Annotated in this window: 26 protein-coding genes; 15 read left to right on the top strand and 11 right to left on the bottom strand. The window is 62.1% G+C overall.

Translation table 11 applies throughout. The features are described from left to right. Nucleotides 1-101: 101 nt before the first annotated feature. On the bottom strand, nt 102-2,261 hold the full coding sequence (locus ACTJKM_RS00380; RefSeq protein WP_440659808.1) for an inverse autotransporter beta domain-containing protein: 2,160 nt from the start codon (nt 2,259-2,261) through the stop codon (nt 102-104). A gap of 220 nt (nt 2,262-2,481) precedes the next feature. Continuing rightward, complete coding sequence (locus ACTJKM_RS00375; RefSeq protein WP_112995382.1) at nt 2,482-3,321, bottom strand: SDR family oxidoreductase; 840 nt, start codon at nt 3,319-3,321, stop codon at nt 2,482-2,484. A 133-nt stretch (nt 3,322-3,454) separates the two neighbouring features. Between ACTJKM_RS00375 and ACTJKM_RS00370 the strand changes: the two genes are divergently transcribed. Next, on the top strand, nt 3,455-3,811 hold the full coding sequence (locus tag ACTJKM_RS00370; protein ID WP_057250447.1) for a winged helix-turn-helix transcriptional regulator: 357 nt from the start codon (nt 3,455-3,457) through the stop codon (nt 3,809-3,811). 61 nt (nt 3,812-3,872) lie between these two features. Here ACTJKM_RS00370 and ACTJKM_RS00365 read toward each other — a convergent pair whose 3' ends face one another. Continuing rightward, complete coding sequence (locus ACTJKM_RS00365) at nt 3,873-4,736, bottom strand: VOC family protein (protein ID WP_058320314.1); 864 nt, start codon at nt 4,734-4,736, stop codon at nt 3,873-3,875. Nucleotides 4,737-5,041: 305 nt separating this feature from the next. On the opposite strand from ACTJKM_RS00365, the gene ACTJKM_RS00360 reads away from it, so the two are divergent. Then, on the top strand, nt 5,042-5,464 hold the full coding sequence (locus ACTJKM_RS00360; protein WP_057250443.1) for a universal stress protein: 423 nt from the start codon (nt 5,042-5,044) through the stop codon (nt 5,462-5,464). Nucleotides 5,465-5,526: 62 nt separating this feature from the next. After that, nucleotides 5,527-5,871: a TraR/DksA family transcriptional regulator gene (locus ACTJKM_RS00355; protein ID WP_057250441.1), complete on the top strand. Its 345-nt coding sequence runs from the start codon at nt 5,527-5,529 to the stop codon at nt 5,869-5,871. Nucleotides 5,872-5,918: 47 nt separating this feature from the next. Here ACTJKM_RS00355 and ACTJKM_RS00350 read toward each other — a convergent pair whose 3' ends face one another. Continuing rightward, complete coding sequence (locus ACTJKM_RS00350) at nt 5,919-6,374, bottom strand: GNAT family N-acetyltransferase (RefSeq protein WP_058325560.1); 456 nt, start codon at nt 6,372-6,374, stop codon at nt 5,919-5,921. 239 nt (nt 6,375-6,613) lie between these two features. Here ACTJKM_RS00350 and trhA point away from each other — a divergent pair, with 239 nt between their 5' ends. Continuing rightward, nucleotides 6,614-7,270: a PAQR family membrane homeostasis protein TrhA gene (gene trhA, locus ACTJKM_RS00345; RefSeq protein WP_058325561.1), complete on the top strand. Its 657-nt coding sequence runs from the start codon at nt 6,614-6,616 to the stop codon at nt 7,268-7,270. 7 nt (nt 7,271-7,277) lie between these two features. Here trhA and ACTJKM_RS00340 read toward each other — a convergent pair whose 3' ends face one another. From ACTJKM_RS00340 to ACTJKM_RS00330, 3 genes are all read right to left on the bottom strand, one after another. After that, nucleotides 7,278-7,802, bottom strand: coding sequence for a hypothetical protein (locus tag ACTJKM_RS00340; RefSeq protein ID WP_058325562.1), 525 nt, complete (start codon nt 7,800-7,802; stop codon nt 7,278-7,280). Nucleotides 7,803-7,913: 111 nt separating this feature from the next. After that, nucleotides 7,914-8,321, bottom strand: a complete 408-nt coding sequence (msrB, locus tag ACTJKM_RS00335) for a peptide-methionine (R)-S-oxide reductase MsrB (RefSeq protein ID WP_058325563.1) — start codon at nt 8,319-8,321, stop codon at nt 7,914-7,916. A 94-nt stretch (nt 8,322-8,415) separates the two neighbouring features. Then, nucleotides 8,416-10,008: an EAL domain-containing protein gene (locus ACTJKM_RS00330; RefSeq protein ID WP_082640666.1), complete on the bottom strand. Its 1,593-nt coding sequence runs from the start codon at nt 10,006-10,008 to the stop codon at nt 8,416-8,418. 462 nt (nt 10,009-10,470) lie between these two features. Between ACTJKM_RS00330 and ACTJKM_RS00325 the strand changes: the two genes are divergently transcribed. From ACTJKM_RS00325 to mucR, 8 genes are all read left to right on the top strand, one after another. Then, on the top strand, nt 10,471-12,831 hold the full coding sequence (locus tag ACTJKM_RS00325) for a putative monovalent cation/H+ antiporter subunit A (RefSeq protein ID WP_113514562.1): 2,361 nt from the start codon (nt 10,471-10,473) through the stop codon (nt 12,829-12,831). Beyond that, nucleotides 12,828-13,247 (top strand): Na(+)/H(+) antiporter subunit B, encoded by a 420-nt coding sequence (locus tag ACTJKM_RS00320; RefSeq protein WP_058325565.1) that lies wholly within the window; start codon nt 12,828-12,830, stop codon nt 13,245-13,247. Before ACTJKM_RS00325 ends, ACTJKM_RS00320 begins: the two co-directional genes overlap by 4 nt. Next, a complete protein-coding gene (locus ACTJKM_RS00315) occupies nt 13,247-13,624 on the top strand; it encodes a Na+/H+ antiporter subunit C (RefSeq protein WP_057250425.1) in 378 nt (125 codons plus the stop codon). The genes ACTJKM_RS00320 and ACTJKM_RS00315 overlap by 1 nt, the downstream gene beginning before the upstream one ends. A gap of 7 nt (nt 13,625-13,631) precedes the next feature. Further along, nucleotides 13,632-15,194 carry a Na+/H+ antiporter subunit D gene (locus ACTJKM_RS00310; RefSeq protein WP_058320308.1) on the top strand — a complete coding sequence of 521 codons (1,563 nt, stop codon included), beginning with the start codon at nt 13,632-13,634 and terminating at the stop codon, nt 15,192-15,194. Continuing rightward, nucleotides 15,191-15,667: a Na+/H+ antiporter subunit E gene (locus ACTJKM_RS00305; RefSeq protein ID WP_058325566.1), complete on the top strand. Its 477-nt coding sequence runs from the start codon at nt 15,191-15,193 to the stop codon at nt 15,665-15,667. Before ACTJKM_RS00310 ends, ACTJKM_RS00305 begins: the two co-directional genes overlap by 4 nt. Continuing rightward, nucleotides 15,664-16,047, top strand: a complete 384-nt coding sequence (locus tag ACTJKM_RS00300) for a cation:proton antiporter (RefSeq protein WP_057250419.1) — start codon at nt 15,664-15,666, stop codon at nt 16,045-16,047. Before ACTJKM_RS00305 ends, ACTJKM_RS00300 begins: the two co-directional genes overlap by 4 nt. A gap of 14 nt (nt 16,048-16,061) precedes the next feature. Then, entirely contained in the window at nt 16,062-16,385 is a 324-nt protein-coding gene (gene mnhG, locus ACTJKM_RS00295) for a monovalent cation/H(+) antiporter subunit G (protein ID WP_057251077.1), read from the top strand. A gap of 418 nt (nt 16,386-16,803) precedes the next feature. Beyond that, the gene (gene mucR / locus ACTJKM_RS00290) at nt 16,804-17,235 is read left to right on the top strand and encodes an exopolysaccharide biosynthesis transcriptional regulator MucR (RefSeq protein ID WP_034789336.1); all 432 of its coding nucleotides are present in this window, start codon (nt 16,804-16,806) and stop codon (nt 17,233-17,235) included. Nucleotides 17,236-17,489: 254 nt separating this feature from the next. Here mucR and ACTJKM_RS00285 read toward each other — a convergent pair whose 3' ends face one another. The 3 genes from ACTJKM_RS00285 to ACTJKM_RS00275 all read right to left on the bottom strand — a co-directional run bounded on the left by ACTJKM_RS00285 (nt 17,490) and on the right by ACTJKM_RS00275 (nt 19,447). Continuing rightward, a complete protein-coding gene (locus ACTJKM_RS00285; protein ID WP_058325567.1) occupies nt 17,490-17,912 on the bottom strand; it encodes a SufE family protein in 423 nt (140 codons plus the stop codon). Between the two features lie 184 nt (nt 17,913-18,096). Beyond that, nucleotides 18,097-18,777 carry a hypothetical protein gene (locus ACTJKM_RS00280; RefSeq protein ID WP_113514564.1) on the bottom strand — a complete coding sequence of 227 codons (681 nt, stop codon included), beginning with the start codon at nt 18,775-18,777 and terminating at the stop codon, nt 18,097-18,099. Nucleotides 18,778-18,976: 199 nt separating this feature from the next. Continuing rightward, nucleotides 18,977-19,447, bottom strand: coding sequence for a DUF5330 domain-containing protein (locus tag ACTJKM_RS00275; protein WP_057250413.1), 471 nt, complete (start codon nt 19,445-19,447; stop codon nt 18,977-18,979). Nucleotides 19,448-20,088: 641 nt separating this feature from the next. Between ACTJKM_RS00275 and ACTJKM_RS00270 the strand changes: the two genes are divergently transcribed. The 3 genes from ACTJKM_RS00270 to ACTJKM_RS00260 all read left to right on the top strand — a co-directional run bounded on the left by ACTJKM_RS00270 (nt 20,089) and on the right by ACTJKM_RS00260 (nt 23,019). After that, on the top strand, nt 20,089-21,657 hold the full coding sequence (locus ACTJKM_RS00270; RefSeq protein WP_058325569.1) for a sensor histidine kinase: 1,569 nt from the start codon (nt 20,089-20,091) through the stop codon (nt 21,655-21,657). Continuing rightward, nucleotides 21,629-22,594, top strand: coding sequence for a peptidoglycan-binding domain-containing protein (locus ACTJKM_RS00265; RefSeq protein WP_058325570.1), 966 nt, complete (start codon nt 21,629-21,631; stop codon nt 22,592-22,594). Before ACTJKM_RS00270 ends, ACTJKM_RS00265 begins: the two co-directional genes overlap by 29 nt. Nucleotides 22,595-22,659: 65 nt before the next feature. Beyond that, nucleotides 22,660-23,019, top strand: a complete 360-nt coding sequence (locus ACTJKM_RS00260; protein WP_057250408.1) for a DUF1491 family protein — start codon at nt 22,660-22,662, stop codon at nt 23,017-23,019. Between the two features lie 192 nt (nt 23,020-23,211). On the opposite strand, the gene ACTJKM_RS00255 is transcribed toward ACTJKM_RS00260, so the two are convergent. Next, the gene (locus tag ACTJKM_RS00255; RefSeq protein ID WP_113514566.1) at nt 23,212-24,285 is read right to left on the bottom strand and encodes a DUF2336 domain-containing protein; all 1,074 of its coding nucleotides are present in this window, start codon (nt 24,283-24,285) and stop codon (nt 23,212-23,214) included. Between the last annotated feature and the right edge of the window lie 93 nt (nt 24,286-24,378).

The raw sequence follows: 24,378 nt of genomic DNA, 5'->3' as shown, positions 1-24,378 counted from the left end.
GCCGGTGACCACGTGGTCACCTTCGAGTGCCGCCGACCGGAATAGGCACCCGATCGGAGGAAAGAGAAGCCACGCCCAGCTGTCCGGGCGTGGCTTGCGCTTTAGTGGCAACGGGCCGCGGCGTTGCCCTGGTCGAGCTTGGTGCTGTTGACTGTCAGCAAGGAGCCCGGCGACTGGGTGATCGTTCCGGCCGACCAGCCGTTGTCGAGCAGGCAATCCTTCGGCGCGCTGGTCACGCTGACATTGCCCGTGATGTCCTCGGTCGGACCGGAGAAGTAGAGGCCCGCCTTGCCGGCCTTGTCGACCGTCATGTTCTTCAACACGATGTCGCGCACCGGTCCTCCCAGGAACTCGTACTCGTTACCGTAGATATAGGCGCCATAGGTGCCGGCATTGGTAACGGCAACGTCCTGAAGCGAGATGCCCGAGACCGGGTTGAAGAAAATGCCGGCATTGCGCGTGCCGTCGACCGTCAGGCCCTTTACGTTGACGTCGGTGGTCGTCGCATCGAGGTTCGGGCTGGAAACGAGCATCAGGCCGTTGATGCCGCCCATGAGCCGCATGTCGTTGATGGCGACATTCGAAGTGCCTTGGAGCACCACGAGATCCATGTCGCGATCCTGCTTGGAATTGTCGACCGAGACACGATCGAGTTTGACATCCTTGCCTGCGACGAGCAGCACGCCTTCGCGGCGGGAGTTGCTGATCGTCACGTTGTCGATCGTGACGTTTTCCGTGCCGGTGACCAGCTCATAGTCTGTCCGGCCGACCTTCCTGAATTCGCCGCCGGCAAAGACGCCGTAGGTCACCTTGTCGATCGAGGTGTCGCGTACTGTCACGTCGCGGCTGCCGACGGAGCTGACGGCGGCAAAGGGCGCCTTGTTCGGATTGTAGATCGAGAATTCGCAGGTCGTGTTGTTTTCGCAGATGAAGAGATCGTGGATACGGCTGTCCTGAACCAGCGCGCCATTGACCCGCGTAAAGCGAATGCCGTCGTGATTGGTAGCGGAAATATCGACGTTGTCGATCGTCACGTTCGCTGCATCGGTCGCCGAGATACCGGCGAGACCGCCGCGGACCGCAAGCGACGAGACCGTGCTGCCGCTGGCCATGGCGATCACGTCCTGGGCCGGATTGTAGCCGGTGATCGTCGTGGCCGCGCCGTCATTGACGAAGGTGGCCGTCGCGCCGCTTCGTGCGCCGCGCACGGCAAGCGCACCGCCGCCGCCGAGAAGTGTCTGGCCGTTCTGAAGGGCCAGCGTCCGGTCGAGGCCGAGGTCGCCGTCGGCAAGGATCAGCGCGCTCGTCCCCGCCGAACCGATCAGCGTATTGATGGCATCGGCATTGCCGGAGGCCGAGGAAACGCTGACGACCCTGCCGGCGTTGCGGCCGCTGTCGGCGAACAGCGCCGCCTCGACGTCGCCGGTGGCGCCGGCATGAGTGCGGATCCGGGTCGAGCGTTCGACGCGCTGGGACATCGGGTCGAAAGCATCAGCTGTCGAACCGGTCGCGCCGAACGGGATGCGCAGCCGGGCCATGACGGCGCCCTTGAGCTTGTCCTCGTTGTCATAGGTGCCGGTGACGCCGAGCGAAACCGTCGAGCCTTCGGAGAGGCCGGGCAGGTCGGCGAAGGTCAGCTCCGCACGCAGCTTGGCGCCGAACATGTCGTCGAGGTTGCGGCCGCCATACCAGTAGCTGCCGCCGAAGACCTTGAGCTGCACCTTGGAGTCGTCCTCGAACACCGGCAGCCGGCCGCCGATTTCGGCATCGATGCCGCGCCGCGCCCGTTCCCTGCCTTCCTGGAAGACGAGTACATGATCGCGCACATAGGCCGTATTGAACGCGCTGAGTGATTTGGCACCCGTCAGCGGCAGATAGAAGTTGCTGCGCATTTCAAGGTCGCCGCTCAACGCTTCGAGGCCGAAGGACAGCTGGCTGAAGGAGTTACCGTAGCTGCTCTTCAGATAGTCGTAGTAGCCAAAGGCGCCGATCACCCATTGATCGTTGGCGCGGAAGCGATAGCCCGCACCGATCGAGCCCTGACGGACGGAGTCATTTTCAATCGCGCCGCGTGTATCGATGAAAATCGCATTGCCCGAATCGAGCACGAAGGGCAGGAAAAAGCCGCCACTGGCACCCGAACCACCGCTGAAGAAGCCGCCTTCGATCTCCGCCTGGGGGCGGAAGTCAACGGCCAGGGCAGGGCTTGAAAGCAGGGTGCTGCTTGCCAGGGCAGCTATAAAAATATTCTTATTTTTCATATCATTAACTCCGCATGTATGTGGCCTTGGGCGAGGCCACTTGGACATGCGGTTAAGATATGTGAGTAAACTACTCAAGTTTATTGATCGACGAAGCAGCGGCTATCCAGCGACGTGTTGACGCAGGACTTCAAAAAGCTTCATCCGCAACTTTAGGAATATATAGTTCTCTGTCGGCATGCCGCCCGCCAGTCGGCGGGCGGGACCGATCAGATAGTGGTTAGCCTTTGAGCGCCGCGATGTTGTCCTTGGCGTAAGTCTCCACGCTGCGCGGCTCATGTCCCGTCATCGTCTTCACGTCGCCGGTCGGTTTGGCAACCCAGCCCTCGCGCACCGGATAGAAGATGGAGGCGAGGAAGCGGGCATAGTCCGCCGGCACGCCGGCCCCTGTCAGAATGCCAACGAAGGTATCGTCGTCGACCGGTGCATAGGCGATCGCTTTGCCGGTGACGCGCGACAGGATCGCGGCGGCTTCGTCGTAGCTCAGCGCTTCCGGGCCGGTGAGATTGTAGGCGCGACCGTTGAAGGCGTCGCTCGTGAGGGCGGCTGCCGCACATTCGGCGATGTCGCGCGTATCGATGAAGCTCGTCTTGCCCTCGGCTGCCGGCACGGCGATCGCGCCATGGCGGATGCCCTCGATCCAGTAGGTCTGGAAGTTGTCGGAGAACCAGTTGGGGCGAAGGATGACGAAGGGCGCGCCGGTCTTTTCGACAAGCAGTTCGAGCTGGCGGTAGGGGATCTTGTCATCCGCGTCGACGCCGATGACGGTCATCAGCACGATCTTGATGCCGCGTGCGGCAGCAGCGGTGACGATCGGGCCGAGCAGGCTCACCGGGTCGAGGTAACCTCCCGGCGTCAATACAAAGATGCGGTCGACGCCATTTAGCGCAGGCCCAAAGGTCGCGGCGTCCTGGTAGTCGAAGGCGACGGCTTCGGCGCCTTCGACCGGCGTCGCTTTGCGGGATGCTGCCTTGACCGTTTCCCCGGCTGCGATCAACGCGCGCACCACCTTGCTCCCGATCGTTCCATTTGCCCCGAGAACCAGAATCTTGCCTGCCATCGTCATGCTCCTTAGTATCAAAATGAAACCATATTGCGGATGGATACTAGATATAAACCCAGAAAAATGCTGTAAAGGAGGCAGTTTTTGGTGACATGGTTTCCGGCCGGAAACCGCCGTGGGGGCGTGCCTGATGGAATACGACGTTTATATCCAGACTTGCCCGACCCGCTTGGTGCTGGACCGGCTTGCCGACAAATGGGCGGTCCTGGTGCTCGGCAAGCTTGACGAACAGCCGGTGCGCTTCAATCAGCTGAAGCGCGAGATCGATGGCATTTCGCAGAAGGTGCTGTCGCAGGTTCTAAAGAAGCTGGAACGCGACGGTCTCGTTAGCCGCAGCGTCTATGCCACCGTGCCAGTGACCGTTGAATATGCGATCACGCCGCTTGGCCGCACGCTGACGTCGACCGTCGCCGCCCTGACGCGCTGGGCCGAAGACAACATCGAGGCGGTGCTGGAGGCGCAGCAAAAATACGACCGCAGCGCCTGAGGCGGCTGCGGCCGACGAGTTGCCGCAGACATCATTCGTCTGCAGCCAGGGAGAAAAGGGGTCAGGCGACCAGCTTGAGGCCGATGCCCCAGGGGTCGATGAGGCTGTAGCCATCGCCGGCGCGGTTGACCGGAATTTCCAGCGCATCGAGCTTGGCAAGCGCCGCGGCGCGTTCGGCCGGGTCCTTGTACTGGATCGTATAGTCCGAAAGCCCGGTCATATGGCCTTCGCGCTTCGGTGCGCCACGCGAATTCCAGATGTTGGCGGCGACATGGTGGTGGTACTTGCCCGAACCGAAGAAGCTCGCGCCCGGATAGCGTGCCATCAGCCCGAGCCCCAGCACGTCGCGGAAGAACGCGTCGGCTTCGGGGATGTTGGAGACCTGCAGATGGATATGGCCGATGGCGGTTCCATCAGCCATGCCGTCCCAATTGTCCTTGGGTGCTTCGTCATAGAGCGCCTGGAGATTGAGCGGCAGCGTGTCCATGCCGACGGTGCCGTCGGGCTTGAAGCTCCATTCGGAGCGCGGCCGGTCACGATAGACCTCGATACCGTTACCTTCGGGATCGGCGAGGTAGATTGCTTCGCTGACCAGATGGTCGGAAGCGCCCTGTAGCCTAATGTTGTTGTGGGCGGCGTGGGCCAGCCAACGGCCGAGCTCCCCACGGTTCGGCACGAGAAAGGCGTTGTGGAAGAGACCCGGCGCATTGCGGGGTGCCCTGGCAGCGTTGCCCTCGGTTGTCAGGCTGAGGAGCGGGCGGCCGGCAACACCGAGCGTTTCGCCGCTCTTGCTCGTTTCGATCGGCTTCAAGCCCATGATTCTCTGGTACCAGGCCGAAACAACGGGCAGATCCTGGACGACCAGATGTGCGTGGTCGACATGCGCAGGCATGGCGAGGGCGTGTTCGGTCGGGGTATCCGTCATGTCTGCCTCCTTGGGCGTCGAAACTGTGGCTGGTCTGCCGGCCCAGTTTCGTTGAAACTGTTACCCGGAATATGGGCCGGCTCGCCCGTTCACGGAAGCCCGTCAGTCGCTTGATGTTGTGTTCGATGAGCGTTGACAGTGGTTGCCGTCGCCCTACCTCCATTTGAGTAGGGTCACGCGAGCGCGGCGCTTTCGATTTGATTTCAATCAAAGCCGGGAAAGCGGTCGAGGCGCAATCTCCAGACGAGGGATTGGCCCGCCACATCTGGCGCGGCGATCCATGAGGGCAACAGAAGGAGTACAGCATGTACAAGAAGATCATCGTCCCGATTGCCATGGATCAGCTCGAGCACGGCGAATCTGTGCTGGGCATCGCCGAGAAGCTGATCGACGAAGGGGGCGAGATTGTCCTGCTCAACGTTGTCGAAGATCTGAATGCCTATGCGCAGGGCTACATGATCGTCGATTTCCCGTTGGAGATGGTCGAGGAATCCCGCAAGCAGGCAAAAAAGACGCTCGAGGACATGAAGACCAAGCACGGGATCAACGGCCGTGTTGAAATTCGCACCGGCGGTGCTGCCGGCACCATCAACGCCTGCGCGAGCGAAGAGAATGCCGATCTGGTGATCATCGCCTCCCACCGGCCGGGCCTGATCGATTACTTCATCGGATCGACCGCGAGCCGCGTGGTCAGCCATTGCCCCTGCGCCGTACTCGTCGACCGGTAACCCACCAACAATAAGAGCGGCTGCGGCGCGATCCTGCGCCGCCACCGCCGAGGAGTCTTCAGATGGACAAGTTTGCGCTTGACGATTTTCGCAGCCGCCTCACCCACCGCAAGGAGGAGCTGCAGGGGCGGCTGGTCAAGATCGAGCACGATCTCGATGAGCCCATGAACGCCGATGTGCCGGATCGCGTGACCGAGCGGGAAGGCGACGAGGTTCTGGAAGGCCTCGGGCTTGCCGGGCAGGAAGAGATCCGCGCGATCGACGCGGCACTCGACCGGATCGCCGCCGGCACCTTCGGCACCTGCGTCCGCTGCGGCCTGCCGATTTCGTCAGCGCGCCTGCAAGCTGTTCCCCATGCGCCGCTCTGTCAGGAATGTGCGGCGGAGGTTGCCCGGGGCGGAAGATGAACCATCGAGCGATCGCCGCCGTGCCCGCAGCGGCGATCTTCGGATGGTTATCTTAGTTCCAGCTTCAGTCTCGGCAGAAAGCGCCCCGGGATTACGGTCGATGCGATGACGCCGTCATCGACCGCGCCCATGCGGCGATAGAAATCGGCAGCGCCCGGATCGGCATCGATCGTCATGACCGTGGCGCCGCGGTTGAGCGCTGCTTTGACACACCAGGCGAAAAGGCTGCGGCCAATGCCAGTGGCGCGCGCGTCCGGATCGATGAAGAGCTTGTCGAGTTCGGCGATCTGGCCATCGGAGCGAACCTGCGCCAGACCGAGGATCCGCTCGCCATCGACGGCGATCTGCAGGTCCGAATCCTTCCAGTCCTCGGCCGTCAGCGTCAGCGCCGGACGGCAGGCCTCCAGGAAGGCGGCGTCGTATCCCCATACCGCTTTCGATCGCAGGCAAAGGTCGCTGAGCGCGGCCGCCAGTTCCGGCTGAGGGGTGCGCAACTTCGACATGGTTCTCCTCCCGATCGGCGTAATCTTGTGAGCGCATGTGGTCATCGCCGCGCCTGCGAACAAGGTCCCGCGCACTCAGCAGATATGTCATGCGATTGTTGTAATGCGTTGCAAAAGTTGATGCTTTCGCCACGCCACCATATCTTTGCGGCGGCCCAGGGCTGTGGCAGGATGGCGATGATGGCGCGACAGCTACGAGCGTGCCCGAGAAAAAGACAGAGACCCGGGAGAGGGATCGCGTGGAATTCGCTGGCGTCAAATGGAACTATGACCGCTCGGAATTGATTGCCGACGGCATCGTGCACGGCATCGGTCTTGCCGCCGCGCTCGTCGGTGTCACCGCACTGATCTTCTATGCGACGCTTTGGAGCACCAGCGGCCAACTCGCTGCCGCCGCCGTCTACGGGGCAGGGCTGCTCGCGACGCTGTCGATCTCGTTTCTCTACAATCTCTATCCGATCTCGCGGACCAAATGGTTCCTGCGCCGCTTCGACCATTCCTCGATCTTCATCCTGATCGCCGCGACCTATACACCGTTCCTGCAGCGCGGGTTGGAAGACCCGTTCCTGTTCGTGATGCTGATTGGCATCTGGGCGATTGCGGCCCTTGGCGTTGCGATCAAATGTCTTTTCCCCGGCCGGTTCGACCGGCTGGCGATCCTGCTCTATCTCGCCATGGGCTGGAGCGGCGTGCTCGCTGTCGGGCCGCTCTTGTCGGCGCTGACGGCAACGACACTGGTGCTGATCCTGATCGGCGGCATCATCTATTCCGCCGGCGTGATTTTCCATGTCTGGGAAAGGCTGCGCTTCCAGAACGCGATCTGGCACGGTTTCGTTGTGACCGGTGCGGCCGTTCACTATTCGGCCGTGCTGAGCTGCTTCAGCGCCGCAGCCTGAGCGGCGGTCAGTTCGGCGCTTCGCCCGCAACCGCAGCGACAGGCGGGTGCTGACAGCCTTCCGATGGCCTGAGGGCCTCCGCCATCCGCGAGATCACGCCGTCGAAACTGGTGAGCCGGCTCTTGCGGTACTGAAGGCGGAAATAGGCGGCGCTGCCGTCGCAGAGCGCGATGGCACGGGTATAAAACACTTCTTCGCCACGGACGCCCGAAAAGCTTGCCCAGGCTGCCGTCACCCGCGCATAGGCGATCCGCCAGTCGCCCTCGCGCTCGATCCCGATGCGGTCGTTGACGTCGGTCTCGAAGTCGCCATCCAGCAATGTGCTGCCAAAGACCGAAAGGGTCGCACCATTGTCGTTGGCATGAAAGCTGGCGCCGTCGCCATTGTCGCCCTGGCTCTGCAGTTCGAAGCCAGGCGGAATGTCGAGCACATAGCCGAAACGCGCATTGGCATAGGGTAGCCAATCGTCGGCGGCCGAGGTTGCCACGGCAGACGAAAGCAGGAGCGTGAGTGCTGTCAGGATGCGCAGCATGCGGGACCTCCTCTCGCTTGCTCGACCCAAAGTCTAGATAGCGCGGCTTCGGTGCAGGGCCTGTTCCTAATGGAACAGCAGCCCCCATGCCACTCCTTCCGCGCGCCGGTGTCAATCCTCGGTAAACGTCATCGCATGGCCGTTGAGGCAATAGCGAAGCCCCGTCGGCGGCGGGCCGTCCGGGAACACGTGACCGAGATGGGCGTCACAGTCGGCACAGCGGATCTCCGTGCGCACCATGAAGTGCGAGCGGTCCTCGATCTCGCGGATCGCCTGGTCGTCGATCGCAGCGAAATAGCTCGGCCAGCCGCAGCCGGAATCGAACTTGGTGTCCGAGCGGAAGAGGGCCCGGCCGCAACAGACGCATTCATAGGTGCCAGTCTGCTTGTTGTTGAGGAAAGGGCCGGTGAACGGACGCTCGGTACCCTGCTGTCGGGTGACGCGGTATTGTTCCGACGAGAGTATGGCCCGCCATTCCGCATCGGTCTTCACCACCTTGGGCGTCTTAACGGTCGTCATGAAAGATCTCCTGTCGTTGCGGCGACTATATAGGAATGCCGCCGGAAGCGCGCAATTCACGTCGCGGCCCGGCATTGCGGTCGACGGCGTGGCGTCAGGCGATCTCGCGGCGGATTACGGTCGGGCCGGCGCCGCGCCGGCGCTTGCTGTTGTTGTAGAAGGCGATGAATTCCGCTGCGGGCAACGCCTTGGAGAACAGCCAGCCCTGGCCATACTGGACACCGCGTTCGATGAGATAGTCGGCCTGCTCCTGCCGCTCGATGCCCTCGGCGACGATGTAGAGATCGAGCGACTTGGCAATGTCGATGATATGCGGCGTAATCGAACTGGTGGCAGAGTCCGTTCCGATCGTGTCGATGAAGGATTTGTCGATCTTCAGTGCGTCGAGCGGAAGCTCCTGCAGGTATTGCAGGCTTGAGTAGCCGGTGCCGAAGTCGTCGATCGCCACCGAGTGGCCGCGCCGGCGGGCCTCCTCGATCGTTGCGCGGGCCGATTTCACATCCATGAAGCCCCGTTCGGTCGCTTCCAGCCAGATCTGCTGGGTCAGTATGCCGGTGTTTTCCAGCACCGCCTGGATCACCGGCAGGATGCGCCCCGATTTGATGTCGTCGGCGGCAAGATTGACGGCAATGTGCAGCGAGCGATCCGCAAGGAGGACCGTTTTCAGCTCGGCAATCGTGGCATAGATGACCTGGTCGGTGATTTCTTCGATCAGGCCGTTCTCTTCCGCCAGCGGTATGAAGAGATCGGGGCGGACCATTTGCCCGTCGGGCCGCCGCCAGCGTACGAGCGCTTCGGCACCGACGCAGATGCCGGTCTTCAGTTCGATGAGCGGTTGATAGTGGACGATGAATTCGCGCCGCTGAACGGCGATGGAGAGCTCTCCGAGCGGCGAAAGGCGGCGCCGCGACAGCCAGACGACGAGGCCGACCATAAGCGCTGCGACCAGGGCGCCGACCGGCAGAAGCAGCAGGCGCTCCCGGTCCATGTCCTTAAAAATGGCGATGTTGGGGGCGCTCGCGACGGCGATCCAGTTTGCGCCATGGGAGGTTGCGAACAGATCGTCGGCGTTGCTGCCGGTTTCGGGAAGTTCGGCGAGCCGGGCCGTAAGCGACGCGTCAGGATTGTTCAGAGTGCCGATCAGGACGCCGTTTTTCGTGGCGACTGCAAGCCGGGTGCCGGGCTCCGCAATCACGTCGACAAATCGAGCCGGGTTGGTCAGTACGGTGTAGGAACGATAGCGAAACGCCGTCATGGGGGCGCCGGTACTGATCGTCGGGTACATCCGCGGGATGACTTCGACGCCGTTGCTCGCGAAGAAATCGGCGGGCGGAGAGCGGGTGAGACGGCGCGGCGGATAGCCCCACGACGTGCACCTGAGCAGCCCGTTTTCGAAATAGCCGATGTCTTCGATGGAGGTCGTATTGACGACGAGGGAGCGCAGCGCTGCGATATGTGTTGCCATACAGGGCGGCATGTCAAACCGGTCGGCGGCTTTCAGCGCCCGGGAGGCTTCCTCGAGCGCCGCATCGGCGCGCATGATGGCGTAGTCGGCAAGATGGGAAAGCCGTGTCTGCTCGCTGCGCACCGCGATCGACCAGGAAAGATAATAGGCCGCCATCATCGGCAGGATCGCGCCGAGTGCAGCCAGGATACTGGCGATGACGACTATGCGAGATCGTTCCAAGCAGGCCTCGCCCGTGATCGTTGTGTTGTTCCGTTTCATGCTGCTTGCGGCAGAAAGACGGTCGATGAGCCGGCGCCTTGCGGTTCACAGATATCGTCGAAGGCAGACGTTCCGAGCAGCCGTTGGTTTCCGCCGGCAGGCGGATCCAGGCTTCGTATTATTTTGAATTGAAGAAGCCTTTACGTACAACTACCACGTCTTATTGTCCCGATTCTAGGACGTTCGATCCTGCTGCGACGACAACTGAATATTATGCTAACAGCATTTTAATTGTTGTCGGCCGCCTCCGCACGAAACGAACGAATCTGATAGTGTTTGGACTGCTGCGTCCGATCTCCGAAGCGACTTAACGGCACATAACGTCGATTTTATCTGGATAAGGCTTGAGGCGCCACAACCCTTCTTTTATGTCGGGTCTTCGATTGATTGTATCGTGAAAACATAAAGGAGCAGGCCAGGACGATGGATGTTGCGGCCCTGACATTTCTGGCTCTCGCACTCCCTTTCGTGGGAGCTTTGGTCGCGCCGCTGCTCACGCGCCTCCTCGGGCACAATGCGGCCTGGGTTCTGGCACTCTTCCCGGCGGCCATTGTCCTGCATTTCACCCGCTTCTGGCCGGACGTGGCCAAAGGCGAGGTGGTCACCGGCGGCTATGCCTGGATCCCGTCGTTCAATGTCAGCTTTTCCTGGTTGATCGATGGCCTGTCGCTGACTTTCGTCCTGCTGATCGCCGGCATCGGCATGCTGATCGTGCTCTATTCAGGCGGTTACCTGAAAGGCCATCCACAGCAGGGACGGTTCTTCTCGTTCATCCTGATGTTCATGGGATCGATGCTCGGGCTTGTCGTGTCCGACAGCTTCCTGATGCTCTTCGTCTTCTGGGAACTGACCTCGATCACGTCGTTCCTGCTGATCGGTTTCGATCATTCGCGCGAAGCGGCAAGGCGCGCAGCCCTTCAGGCGCTGATCGTGACCGGAGGAGGGGGCCTGTTCCTGCTCGCAGGACTTCTGATCATCTGGAACGTCAGCGGAGTCACCCAGCTTTCGCTGCTCATGGCCTTTGGTACGGAGATGCGCGAGAGCCCGTTCTATCTGGCCGCGCTCATTCTCGTCCTCGGTGGAGCCTTCACCAAGTCGGCGCAGTTTCCGTTCCATTTCTGGCTGCCGAACGCGATGGAAGCACCGACTCCCGTTTCGGCCTACCTGCATTCCGCGACAATGGTGAAGGCCGGCGTCTATCTGTTGATGCGGCTCAATCCCGTGCTCGGCGGCACGCCCGAATGGCAGATCCTGCTGCCGCTCTTCGGCGGCGCCACGCTCGTCATCGGCGCAGCTCTTGCTTGCCGCCAGACCGATCTGAAGCTGATGCTCGCCTATACGACCATGGCCTCGCTCGGGCTGCTGGTCATGCTGACCGGTCTCGGCTTCCCGCACGCGATCGAGGCGGCGGCGCTCTATCTTGTCGCACACTCCCTGTTCAAGGGTGCCCTGTTCATGGTTGCTGGCATCATCGATCATGAGACCGGCGCGCGTGACGTGACCAGGCTCGGGGGCTTGCGCTCCGCCATGCCGCTTACGTTCGTCATTGCGCTTGCAGCCGCATTTTCGATGGGCGGCCTGTTCCCCTTCTTCGGCTTCATCGCCAAGGAGGAAATCTACTACGCGCTCTCCGGCTTCGACCGGCGCTCCGTGGTCTTTGCGGCAATCGCGATCCTTGGCAATGCTCTGATGTTCGCGGTGGCCTTTGCCGTCGCCCTCAAGCCTTTCATCGGTGCGAAGGTGGAGACGCCGAAGGCGGCGCACGAGGCGCCGGTGCTGCTCTGGCTCGGGCCGGCGCTGCTTGCCGCCAAGGGGCTTTCCGCCGCCTTGCTCTCGGGGTTGACCCACGAACTCGTGTCGACGCCGATGGCATCGGCGATATCAGGCGAACCGCGTGCGGTCACGATGTCCGTCGTTCCGCATGTCGGGGTGCCGCTGGCCATGTCGACCGCGACCGCGTTGATCGGGATCGTTTTCTACCTGAAGCTCGATCGTTTGCGTGGTTTCATCGCCGCAATCCTTGCCGATATCGGCTGGGGGCCGGACCGTGGTTTCGACCAGCTCATCCGCGGGCTCGTTCGTTTTTCCGTCGGGCTGACGCGCCGGCTGCAATCCGGCCGCCTCGACGTCTACATGACGGCGACCTTCATCCTGGTTGCCTGCGTGCTGCTGGTCGTTCCGCTCACCTACGGCGAACTGCCGCGCGCGCCGTTCTTTGCACCCGACGTGCCACTGCACGAGCTTGCGATCATGGCCATCGCGGTCATCGGTCTCGTTGCCGTCGTGCTCGCTCCGGATCGGCTGACAGCGATCGTCTCGCTCGGCATCCAGGGCTTTGCCGTTGCCGTCATCTTCCTGCTCTATGGTGCGCCGGATCTTGCCTTCACCCAGTTCATGATCGAGACGCTGTCGGTCGTCGTCCTGGCACTGGTGATGACGCGCCTCAGGCTCTCGCCGTCCGACCATCGGCCGCTTGCCCAGAAGGTCCCGGATTTTGCCATTGCACTCGCCTGCGGCTTGGGTTTCGGCCTGATGCTACTGAAGACGACGGGCGTTCCCTTTGACTCCGCGCTGACGGAATTCTTCAATCTCTATTCGAAATCGATCGCGCACGGCGCCAATGTGGTGAACGTCATCATCGTCGATTTCCGCGGTACGGACACGCTGGGTGAGATCGCCGTGGTGATGGTCACCGGTCTTGCCATCCTGTCGCTGGTCCGCTTGAGGGCTGGTTCTCTCCGCCGCATCGCCGACAATGATCCGGATGCGGAGGAACGCGCATGATGTCGGTGATCTTCCGGGCCGTCGCCCCTTTTCTCACCAGCCTGATGGTGCTGTTTTCGATCTTCGTGCTGCTGCGAGGCCACAACGAGCCCGGCGGCGGCTTCATTGGCGGGTTGATCGCGGTTTCGGCGCTGGCGATCTACGGCATCGCCTGCGGCGTCGAGACGGTGCGCCGTGCAATCTATTTTCACCCGATGACGATTGCCGGCGCGGGGCTGTTCGCAGCGACGGTCGCCGGCCTGATCTCGATTGCGGCACGCGTCCCCTTCATGACCGGTCTCTGGATCTATCCTTCGGTTCTCGGCCTGGAAGTCCCGTTCTCGACGGTGATGCTGTTTGATTGCGGCGTCTATCTCGTCGTCGTCGGGGCGATCAGCTCGATTGCGCTTTCGCTCGAAGAGCGGGGAGGCGAGTGATGGAAGCCTGGTTCGCGCTGCTCGTCAGTATCTTCTTCACGGTTGCCGTCTACCTGCTGCTGTCGAAATCCATCATCCGGGTGTTGCTTGGTGTTGCCATTCTCGGCAATGCCGTCAATCTGCTGATCTTCACCGGAGGGCGGCTGACGCGCGGCGTGCCGCCGGTCGTCCCCGGCCACCAGGACGCGCTCACGGGACCGGCGGCAAACGCTCTGCCGCAGGCACTGATCTTGACAGCGATCGTGATCTCCTTCTCCTTCTTCGCTTTCTTGCTGGTTCTCGCGTGGCGCGCCTACGAGGTGCTGCAGACCGACAATACCGACGAGATGCGCGTCGCCGAGCCGAAGGACGAGCCGGCTCCGCCGCTTGGATACTGACCGACCCATGGCCGCTTCAACTTCTCCCCACGCAGATCTTTCCGCCGCACTCGTTCTCGAGCCGGTCGCTTCTGCCGATTGGCTGGTGATCCTGCCGGTCGCCTGGTGCCTGGCGATCGGCGCACTGCTTGTCATGCTGCGCCGAAAGATCGATTGGCACCCTTACATCGCTGTCCTCGGACTGGCCGGTCTCGTGTTGATAGACATTCTCCTGCTTCGGCATGTGCTTGCGAGCGGTCCGGTGACAATGGTCATGGGACGCTGGCTGCCGCCCTTCGGCATTGCCTTCACCGTTGATCTGACGGGCGCTCTCTTTGCGTTGACCGCCTCGGTGGTGGCACTCGCCGGCGGGATCTATTCGCTCGCGGATATCAACGACAGCGGTCGGCGCTACGGCTTCTACCCGTTCCTGATGCTGCTGATGGCCGGCGTTTCGGGTGCATTTCTGACGGGTGACATCTTCAACCTCTACGTCTGGTTCGAGGTGCTGCTGATCTCGTCGTTCGGCCTCATCGTGCTCGGCTCCGAGCGCGAGCAGATCGACGGAGCGGTGAAGTATGGTTTCCTCAATCTGGTCGCGACCACCCTGTTTCTGATCACGACAGGCTATCTCTATGCGAGCTTTGGCACGCTCAATATGGCCGATATCGCCCGCAAGGCAGGAGGCCTTGCCGGCACGGCGCCGCTGATGACGCTGACGGCGCTCTTCGTGCTGGCCTTCGGCATGAAGGCGGCGGCGTTCCCGGTCAATTTCTGGCTGCCGGCCTCCTACCATACGCCGCGCGTCGTGGTGTCGGCGCTCTTCGCCGGCCTGCTCACCAAGGTCGGCATTTACGCCCTGATCCGCGTCACCGTCATGCTGCTGCCGCTCCAGCGCGAGGAACTGAGCTTCGTCATTGCCCTTGCCGGCGCGCTCACCATGCTCGTCGGTGCCTTCGGGGCGCTGGCGCAATCGGATTTCCGCCGCATGCTCGGCTATCTCGTGGTCTCCGGCATCGGCTCGATCCTCGCCGGGATTGCGGTCGGCGGGCCGGGCGGCATTGGCGGCGCGATCTTCTACGCGCTGCACTCGATGCTCGTCATGACTGCGCTTTATTTCGCATCCGGCGTTGCGGCCAAGCTCGGTGGCAGCTTCTCGCTTTCGTCGCTGGCAGGCCTTTATCGTCGCCACGCCGGTTTCGCGGCGCTGACGCTCATGCTGGCCTTCGCCGTTTCCGGTCTGCCGCCATTCTCCGGCTTCTGGCCGAAGGTCATGCTGGTCAAGGCGGCGCTCGATATCGGCGCCTGGTGGCTGGCCGCGGCCCTGCTTTTCACCGGCTTCCTGACGACTGTTGTCACCGGGCGTTTCTTCCTGCTGGCCTATTGGCGCGATGCGGCAGCCGGGGAGGTCACGACCGCTTCCGCGACGATCTCGCCGGCGGCGCTGCTGCCGCTCACCGTACTGGTCATCCTGGCTTTGGCGATTGGTCTCTACCCGGAGCCACTGCTTTCGACCATTCAAAGCGCTGCTGCCTCGCTCGCTGAGCCCTCGGCCTATCTGAACTCGGTTTTCCCGGGAGGTGCCCCGTGACCAAGTTCCTAACCATCAACCTGGTGTTCACGGCGATCTGGGGTGCGATCAGCGCCAGTTTCTCGCTGGCCAATCTGATCCTCGGCTTCGCCGTTGGAGCGCTGTCTCTATGGCTGATCCGCCGCGAGCTCCAGCCCATCACCTATCCGGTGCGTCCGCTCAGACTGTTGTTGTTGACCGCTCTCTTTTTCAAGGAACTCGCAATCTCGGCCACAAAGGTCGCGCTCATGGTCATCCAGCCGAAGATGAAGCTGAAGCCCGGCATCTTTGCCTATCCCTTGACGGTCAGGAGCGATTTCGAAATCGCGTTGCTCGCCAATCTCATCACGCTGACGCCTGGGACCTTGTCGGTCGACGTTTCCGACGACCGCCGGACGCTCTACGTCCATGCGCTCGATTGCGCCGATCCCGGCGGCCTCAGGCGCGATATCGCCAACGGCTTTGAACGGCGGATAAAGGAGGCTTTCGAATGAGCCTGCCAGACCAGATCGAAGCCCTCGCTACGGGCTTCGCACTTATCGCGCTGTCTGTTGCCCTTCTGATTACTGTCTGGCGCATCATCCGCGGCCCGACCTTACCGGACCGCGTGCTCGGCCTCGACATGTTGGTGGCGATCGCCATTGGCCTGATTGCCGTCGTCGCGATCCGCACCGGTTTCAACCTCTACATCGATATTGCCATTGCCCTTGGCTTGGTCGGCTTCCTCGCGACCGTCGCCTTTGCCCGCTTCATCCTGGCTCGCGGGCTTTCGCCAGAGACGGCCAACGTTGAGCGTAGCTCGCCGGAATCAAAGCGCGCGTCCGCACCGAGATCCAATGCGGTCCGTCGCAAGTATAAGGGAGGGCGCCGATGAACCCCGTCCTGGACATGGCCGTTGCTGTATTGGTTGCCGCTCTGTTGATCGTCGGCGCGATCTTTTCGCTGCTTGCGGCAATTGGCATCTTGCGTTTTCCCGATCTCTACACCCGTATGCATGCAGCGTCTAAGGCCGGCACCGTAGGTTCAGGCCTGTTGCTGCTGGCTGCGGGCGTTCATTCTCTGGATGCGGCGATACTGATTCGGGCGCTTGCAGGCTTCTTCTTCTTCGTTCTGACTGCACCAATCTCGGCTCATCTCTTGGCAAAAGCCGCACATCAGGCCGGTTACAAACTTACGAAGCTGTCAGTTGTAGATCAGCTTCCACAAAAGTAGAGCCACGTCATCGCTGATCGATGACATTTCTGAATCTGTATTTCAGAACTTTGCGATGCAGTGTGGCCATTTTAGCAATTCGGAGATAAAGTTGCTAACTGTCGGCAAATTTATGTTTGGACATTTCACGCATCGATGTTAATCGAGTAAATGTAAAGTGTCGTCGTGGAAATACTTTGATCTGAAATTCCAGCTTGAGTTGTGAATGTTGGTTGTTGCTTTGAGAGTTCGGTCGTCCCGGTGACTCGGCAGCAGGTTTCGTAATCAAAATTCCTACTCTTGATATCGTGGCCGGCGTTTGTCCTTGCCGCGTTTGATGGTCCATCCCAAGGCAGCGAAGGCTTCCTGGCGGCTCTTGCAAGCGTTCCTCCCCCGAGACGCCGTTTCGGGTTGTGCTGAAGTCCGATAGGAGAAAGAAATGACTGAAACAGCGCTTGGCGCGAGCCATGAACTTCTGGTTGAGCTGACGGCGGAAATCGTTGCCGCCTACGTCAGCAATCACGTGGTTCCCGTCGCCGAGCTTTCCACGCTGATCGCAGATGTGCACTCGGCGCTCAACAACACCGCGGCGCCGGCACCGGTCGTCATCCCCGTTGAAAAGCCGAAGCCGGCCGTGTCGGTTCGCAAGTCCGTCCAGGACGACCAGATCACCTGCCTCGAATGTGGCGGCACCTTCAAGTCGCTGAAGCGCCACTTGATGACTCACCACAATCTGTCGCCGGAAGAATATCGCGAGAAATGGGACCTGCCGACCGACTACCCGATGGTCGCGCCCGCCTATGCGGAAGCACGCTCGCGTCTCGCCAAGGAAATGGGCCTCGGCCAGCGCCGCAAGCGCCGTGGCAAATAAGACTTCAACCGTCTGGTGAAGCCTTGCGGCTGGTTGCTGCAATTTGCCTGACGGCATTTGGTTTGAACACAAGGGCCGGGCCTGAGCGTCCGGCTCTTGTGTTTTGTACTGTCAGCAGCGCGGTCGCTGCGGCAGGTCCTGACGGCGCCTTGAAGCCTTTCGCGCAAACGTGCGCAGCGGTTTTGCGATAACGACATGCGAAATATCATAAAACTTAAAGCGCAAGGCGCGAACCTGAGAGATCGCGACGCGCTTTAGGCGGCCAGCCGAAGCTCGGCTTCGTTCTTGATGCGGCGGATCATCGAGCGCAGGCCATTGGCGCGCTGCGTCGACAGGTGCTCGATCAGGCCGATCTTGCCGAAGGTATCGATCGCATCGGTCTTGGCGATCTCCGAGGCATGTTTGCCGGAATAGATGGCGAGCACGATTGCGACCAGGCCGCGCACGATATGCGCATCCGATTCACCTTCGAAAGTCAGGACAGGGTCCTCCGGATTGCCGGCCGCCTGGGTGACGAGCCAGACCTGGCTGGCGCAACCCTGAACCTTGTTTTCCTGGGTCCGCTTGGCTTCCGGCATGTCCGGCAGAGCTTTGCCGAGTTCGATCACATAGCGATAGCGATCCTCCCACTCGTCGAGGAAGGCGAAATCGTCGATGATCTGGTCAAGCGTCGTCATGGTCCGGGTCCAGTTATCAGGAGATTATACGCCCGCCGGTCCTTGCCGCGAACGAGGTTCGTCCCTGTTCATGCCCTTTCCCATCAGGCATGCAGGTTTTCAGCCCTCATATAGGGGATGGCAAGCCCATTGAGAACCGTCAATAACAGTTACCTTGGGCATCGGCGGCATTTCGCCGGCGCGGTCAGATCGAAACGCTTGTTGGGAAGATGAAGGCATTTCCGGCGCCTGCATCGATCCCGCCGAGTTTGCCGACGGCCGCCGACAAGGCATGGCCGGCCGCGCGCGCATCGTCAGCGTTACGGGCAGATCCCTCGGTGCGCAACTCCTGCTCGGCCTTTCGCAACAGCTGCTTTATCTGCTCGGCAAGCGATTTGAGTTCGGCGGCCACTTTCGCGGTGGCGCCGGACTCACCGTCATCGTCGCTGAATTCGCGATAGGCGCGCTCCGCGAAGCTTGTCGGCTCTGCGGACGTGGCTGCATCGTTTCCGGGGATAGCACCTTCCACTTGCGCACTGCCGGCATCTGCCAAGGCGGCCACGGCCGCAGCGGAGGCAACACCGTTTATCGCTCCGGCACCGTCTGCGCCGGCCAACTGCTGGGCTGCCCTGCCGAGTTGCTGAGCGAGTTGCTTGGCGAGCCTTGCGAGCGTTTCCGGATCCGATGCAAAGAACCGGAGCATGCGAAGCTGTTCCTTGATGTCGTCGAGCTTCTTCTTTGCTGCGGCGGCGCGGTCGGCAGTGTCTTCGTCGGTGCCGAGGAGCAATGCGGCCGATGCCGGGCTCTTGCCTTCGACGGCGGTCGATGTGCCGGCTGTCGCTGGCCGCGTCACGCCCGCATTCGAAAAAAGCCCGTAGATCTGCATTGGGTGCCTCCGCTTGCCGTGCGGCGGACCTAAGCAGCCACGACTTGTGCGTGGCTGGCTCTTGGCGATCAAAGGTTGCGCCTGAAAAGAAAACGCCGCGAGGGGATGGGATCCTCGCGGCGGCCACGACAGGGCGGCAAGTCAGGCAGTTAAGTTGCGAATGGGTGGCCCGCCGGTCTCGACCGAGGGCTTGGCATGACTACTGGATGATCGCGGCCTTGGGATCGAGGCGCTTTTCCGGAACCGGCGTGCGCTTGAAGACAGGCTCTGCATCGATGGTGCTGACCTCGGTGGCGGGTGCTGCCACATCGGCAGCGGGCTTGACCGTGCCGGTCATGACCGGTGTGACCGTTCCGGTCATCACCTTGGCATCGGGTTGGGCCGCATCGGTTTCGGCAAACTGGGTATCCAGGAACTCATAGGCGATACGAGCGCCTTCGCGGGCCCTGTGGCCGAGGGCGACGAAGGTCTCTGCCCCTTTCTCGCAAATCTCAGGCTTCTGGATGCAGATGGCGCTGATGTATTGGAAGGCCTCATTGGCGGCGGCGAAGGTGTCGCCAAGCTCGACCTTGGGAGCGTGCTCCAGCTTCTGCGAGCTCGACGGATCGAGGAATGGCAGCAGCACCAGCACCAGCGAAAACCAGAATGTCGCCTTGATGAGAAACCACATGTTCTGCCCATCCTTCGTTCAGCTGCCTGAGCTCGCCAGTCTTCTAGCCGGCTTTTGTGCCTTCGGCATCCCGCAGCGCCGTCGTATCCCCTGATACCCGTTCACGCTGCCGTCGTTTCCTCGGGGAGCTGCTGCCTTCGAGGCAGCGTCCGTCCCTTTGTTGACACCGACATTAGGACGGGATTCACAAGACGGCTTTTCCAAAACGAGCGGCATTTGCTTCAAATTTTAATGAAATGCCGCCGTCGAGTGCTTTGCCGCGCATTTGTGTCGCATTTTAGCTTTCGCCGTTAAGGTTCGTGGCGGGACCCTGTGTGCGAAGCCCGGAAGCGTCGGCAATGGCGTGCCGGCGGGCTCGCCACAATCGTTAACGCTGTGCAGAAAATGCACAGAAATCCGTTGCTTACGCCCCGTTAACCACAAGAAATGAAGGTCGCTCAATTTGCTCCAAAACGGGATTTTTCGGCCGTTTCGCACCGTTCCGGCACGGGCGCGTTTATTCTTTCATTAAGCCGGGGATGCGAGATTCCGACATGTCACGAGGCGGTCTGAATCGCGGTTTCCAAATAGGGGAAATCGGTCGCGCCAGCCTCGCAAGAACAACAAATGTAGCAGGGTAAAGCGTGAGCGTATTGCGTAACATGGCTGGCAGATGGGCGTCCCGCGTGGACGAGATCGCGGCCCTGTGGCTGCCCCGTCGTGAGGCTTCTTCGCCCGCCGGGCGCCGCGACACGAAACGTTTGCGCACTGTTGCGGCCGTGTCTTTGACGACACTGCCGGTGGCGCCGCTCGCCCTGTCGCTCGCCATGCCCGTGTCCTCGGCCCTACCGCTCGGAACCGCTCTTTGGGCTTCCGCTTCGCTACTGGCGGCAGCCGTGGCGATCGCTCGCGGCCGAGCGCCGGAAACTGCTGCGCCGGCTCCGTCCGATCCCGTTCTCCGGGACCTCTCGGCAGCCTATGACCTGTTTGCGGGCCTCGTGACCGTGCATGACCTGCGCGGCAATGTCCTTTCCGTGCATGGGCGCGATGCCGCCGAGCACCTGACGCTGATGCGCGACCCGGCGGGCCGCGGCTTCATCGAGCAGATTCACGTCTCCGACCGCATTACGTTCCTGAGCGCGATCGACATCCTTCGCCAGGGCGGCGATCGGGCGACGGTCGATATCCGTATCGAACGGCGGACCTTGCCGATCGAAGGCGAACAGTTCGTCTACATGTCCTGCGACTTGGCGCCCTTGCGCGATCGCGATGGCAACTTGACGGCGATCCTTGCGCAGTCGCGCGATGTCTCTCAGGAGGCAGGCCTGCGCGCCGAGGCGGCGGCCCGGACCGCCGAAGCGGAGTCTGCGAACGATGCCAAGACCCGTTTCCTCGCCGCCGTCAGCCACGAGCTGCGCACGCCGCTCAATGCGATCCTCGGCTTTTCCGACGTGCTGGGCGGCGAGTATTTCGGCAAGCTCGAGAACGATCGCCAGCGCGAGTATGTGAGCCTCATCCACAAGTCGGGCGAACATCTGCTCTCCGTCGTCAATACCATGCTCGATATGAGCAAGATCGAGGCGGGACGCTACGAGCTCATGCCCGAGCCGTTCCGCGTCGCCGAGGCGGTTGCCGCCTGCGAGGCGATGCTGTCGCACCAGGCCGCGGAAAAGGGCGTCAAGCTCGTCAGCCGCGTCACCCGCGGCATTGGCGAAGTCAATGCCGACCAGCGCGCCTTCCAGCAGGTTCTCATCAACCTGGTCGGCAACGCCGTGAAGTTCACCGACCATGGCGGCGTCGTGACGATCGACGCTGAAGTGGACGGTGCGATGCTGAAGCTCTCGGTCAGCGACACCGGCATCGGTATTGCCGCCGACAAGCTGGAGCTGCTCGGTCAACCTTTTGTCCAGATCCAGAACGACTATACACGCCGCTACGAAGGCACGGGTCTTGGCCTTTCGCTGGTCAAGGGCCTCGTTGCCCTTCATGGTGGCGACCTCACGATTCGCAGCCGCGAGGGTGAGGGGACCGTCATCGTCGTGACGATACCGCGCGACGGCTCCGGCATCGCCGTTGCCGAGCAAGAAGAGCAGCGTTCGTCGGTGACGGTGGAATTTCCGCCGCGCCTACGCGACGGAGAGGCGAGGCCGGCCGCCGAAGGAGGGCGGTCCGAAGACGTTGGTTTGAACGAGGAACGGGGATATGGCGCCGCGCAAGCGAAAACAGCCTGAACGGAAGAAGGCCGCGCGGCGTGCGCCTGGCCTGGCCGTGCGCGGGCTGGCTCTTGCCGGACAGGGTGTTGGGCTTGCCGGCCGGCTGATGGCGCGCCATCCCCTGGTCTCTGGCGGCTCGGCCGCCTTCCTGGTCGTGTTTTCCTTCGTTGCCGCCAATGCCATGTGGTACCAGCACGGTGTGCACCCGTCACCGCTGATGCGCACCCGCGTGCCGCTCGTCAGCGCCGAAACCGCGCAGCGGATCGCCATCGCCAAGGGCGAAGAGATCGAGCCGCGCAACGTGACCACCTTCGTCATCGAGCGCGAGGGCGAGGCCAAGGCGGACAATGTCGAGGACGTGATAGCTGTGGCTTCCGCGGATCTGCCGACGGAAAAACCGTCGCCTGAGCGCGTGGCAAGCGTGCCCGGTGGCGCGACCTCGAAGCTCGTTGCCGACATCCAGAAGGAACTGAACCGCGTCGGCCTTTATGACGGCGCGCCGGACGGGCGCAGCGGCCCACGGACGGCGGCCGCGATCCTGCGCTTCGAAGCGCAGGCCGGCCGCGCCGAGACGGGTTCGGCCAGTACGGAGTTGCTGCAGGCACTTCGGGCGGCACCTGGCGATCAGGCTGCTCAGGTCATGCCGGCGGGAAGACCTCTCGCCGAGGCCAAGGGCAGTGGCGTTGAGATCGATCCGGTCGCTGCCGCCATTCGTTCCTCCGAGAAGGAGAGCAATTTCGTTCCGCGTGCCGAAATCCCGGTTTCGAGCGCCTTGGTGCTGAACATCCAGAAGGGGCTGAGCAACCTCGCCTATGCGGATGTGACGGTCGATGGCGTCGCCGGAGCGCAGACGCGGGCGGCGATCCGCCATTTCGAGAAACATTACCGCCTGCCGCAGACCGGTGAACCGAATGCCCAGGTCTTGAAAAAGCTCAAGGAAATCGGCGCACTCTGATTGCCAGTGGGGTTTGACCGCGCCGCCGATTTGCCTGCGCCGTCCAGCGCGTGTATCAGCCTTTCATGCGCCTGAAGTCTCACATCTTCGTCTCGTCCCTCTTGCGCCGCGCGTTTTCGCTCGGCGGCTATGCGGCCGTGCTGCGCAAGGGAGCGGAGGAGGCCGGTGCGATCTTCATCCGCCAGCGGACGCGGCTCGGCACGGAGACGCTCTTTGCCCCGGCGCCGCAGAATTTCTTCGACGACGAAGTCGCGCTCGGCCGCAAGTTCGAAGTGAGGCTGCGCGACAGCGATACTGAGCGGGTCGATGCGGCGCTCGCAGGCGAAATCCGCTTCGATCCGGATTGCTGGATCGTGGAGATCGAGCTGGACGACCATGGCGATCTGTTCGAGGTGGTTCCGGAGGAAGGGGCAAGCCGGCCCTGACACCGTCTTGCCGATCGCAATGGCCGCATCGCAGGACCGCAGGCTCCGACGGGTCGCGAGTGGAGTTGGACCATCGAAGCGATGAAGCAGCTTTTCTAGGGCGGGCGAGGACTCACCGGTACGCCCAGGCATGTTCCCGAAACGGGAAGCAGACCGCGTCAAGGCGAGGAGCAGGATGAGTATTTTCTGCGCCTAGCCGCGTCGCCCGCCGAAAAGCCGCTGGGGCTGCACATTGCCGGCGGCCGCTGCAATCTTGCGGGCGCCGATCTGCCGCGCATCGTTGGCGGGATTTTCGGCAAAGTAGGCTTCGTGCCTTGCCGCTGGAGCGCTTTCTTCGGCCTCTGCCTCGAACCAGCCATCGAGCTGTTCGCGGCAGGCGGTACGGTTCATGGCGCCGATCAACGCTTCCGCATGGCTCGTCTCGCCGAAGGGCTCACGAAGATGCGGATACAGGGCCTGAAGCACGAAACCGGCATCGGTCGCCTGGACATCGAGCGCGACGAGGCTCGTCGCAAGCCGCTGTCCGGAAATATCGAGCAGGATGCGCTCGACGTGGGCGTCCTTGGTGCCGAGCGCCTGGCCGAGGACGCGCGAGAACAGGATGATCTCGCCGCTGCGGGCAAAGCGAACAAGCAATGCAGCATGCACGTCATTGATTGCCTCGGATGAGGCGGCCGGCGTGGGGTTGCGTGACCCCGCTCGCGCCAGGGTCTTGATCTCGTGCCTGAGCGCTTCTTCGCGGGCGGTGCGCAAGGAAGCGGCTGCAGCCTCCGGGTATGTCTGTTCCGCCACCGCCTGCTTTGCCGCGCTGCTGCGCGCGGCAAGCCCGAGTGGATTGTGGTGCTCGACCAGGGCATCGACGACAAGAGGGGAGAGGTTGGGACGCCGCGCGATTGCTGCGGCATGTTCCGGCCCGCGCTCGCGGATGACCGCAATGAGAGTGCGGTCGGCTATCGCCTTCGAACGCGTCAGGAAAATCGCGGCAATCGAAATCGGCATGCCGCCGATCAATGCGGCGACTGTTTCGGGGATCTGCGAGCACTGGGAAAGGGCTGCCGCCGCCTGACGGCGCGCTTCGTTGCTGGAGCCGAGGAAGAGCGGTTCGAACAGTTCGGCAAACTGCTTCATATCGGATTTGCGGGGGATGCGCAGGCTTTCGAAACCGGTAACCGTCGCCATCAGGACAACGTCCTTCAAGCGGCCGGTCTGTGGCCTTTCCAACTCACGAAAGCGATCCGTCACGGTAATTCCCTGCACGCAAAACATGATCGCCGTTTCCGGTGATCCGGAAAGGCACACGTCGCAAAAATTAGAAGAAAAGCGTTAGCGCACTGTTAACTATGGATGTTGGAGCTTTAT

The sequence above is a fragment of the Ensifer sp. 22460 genome, assembly GCF_052044935.1.
Taxonomy (GTDB): Bacteria; Pseudomonadota; Alphaproteobacteria; order Rhizobiales; family Rhizobiaceae; genus Ensifer.
The sequence above is the reverse complement of the archived record's forward strand: the minus strand, read 5'-3'. Positions and strand labels throughout refer to the sequence as shown.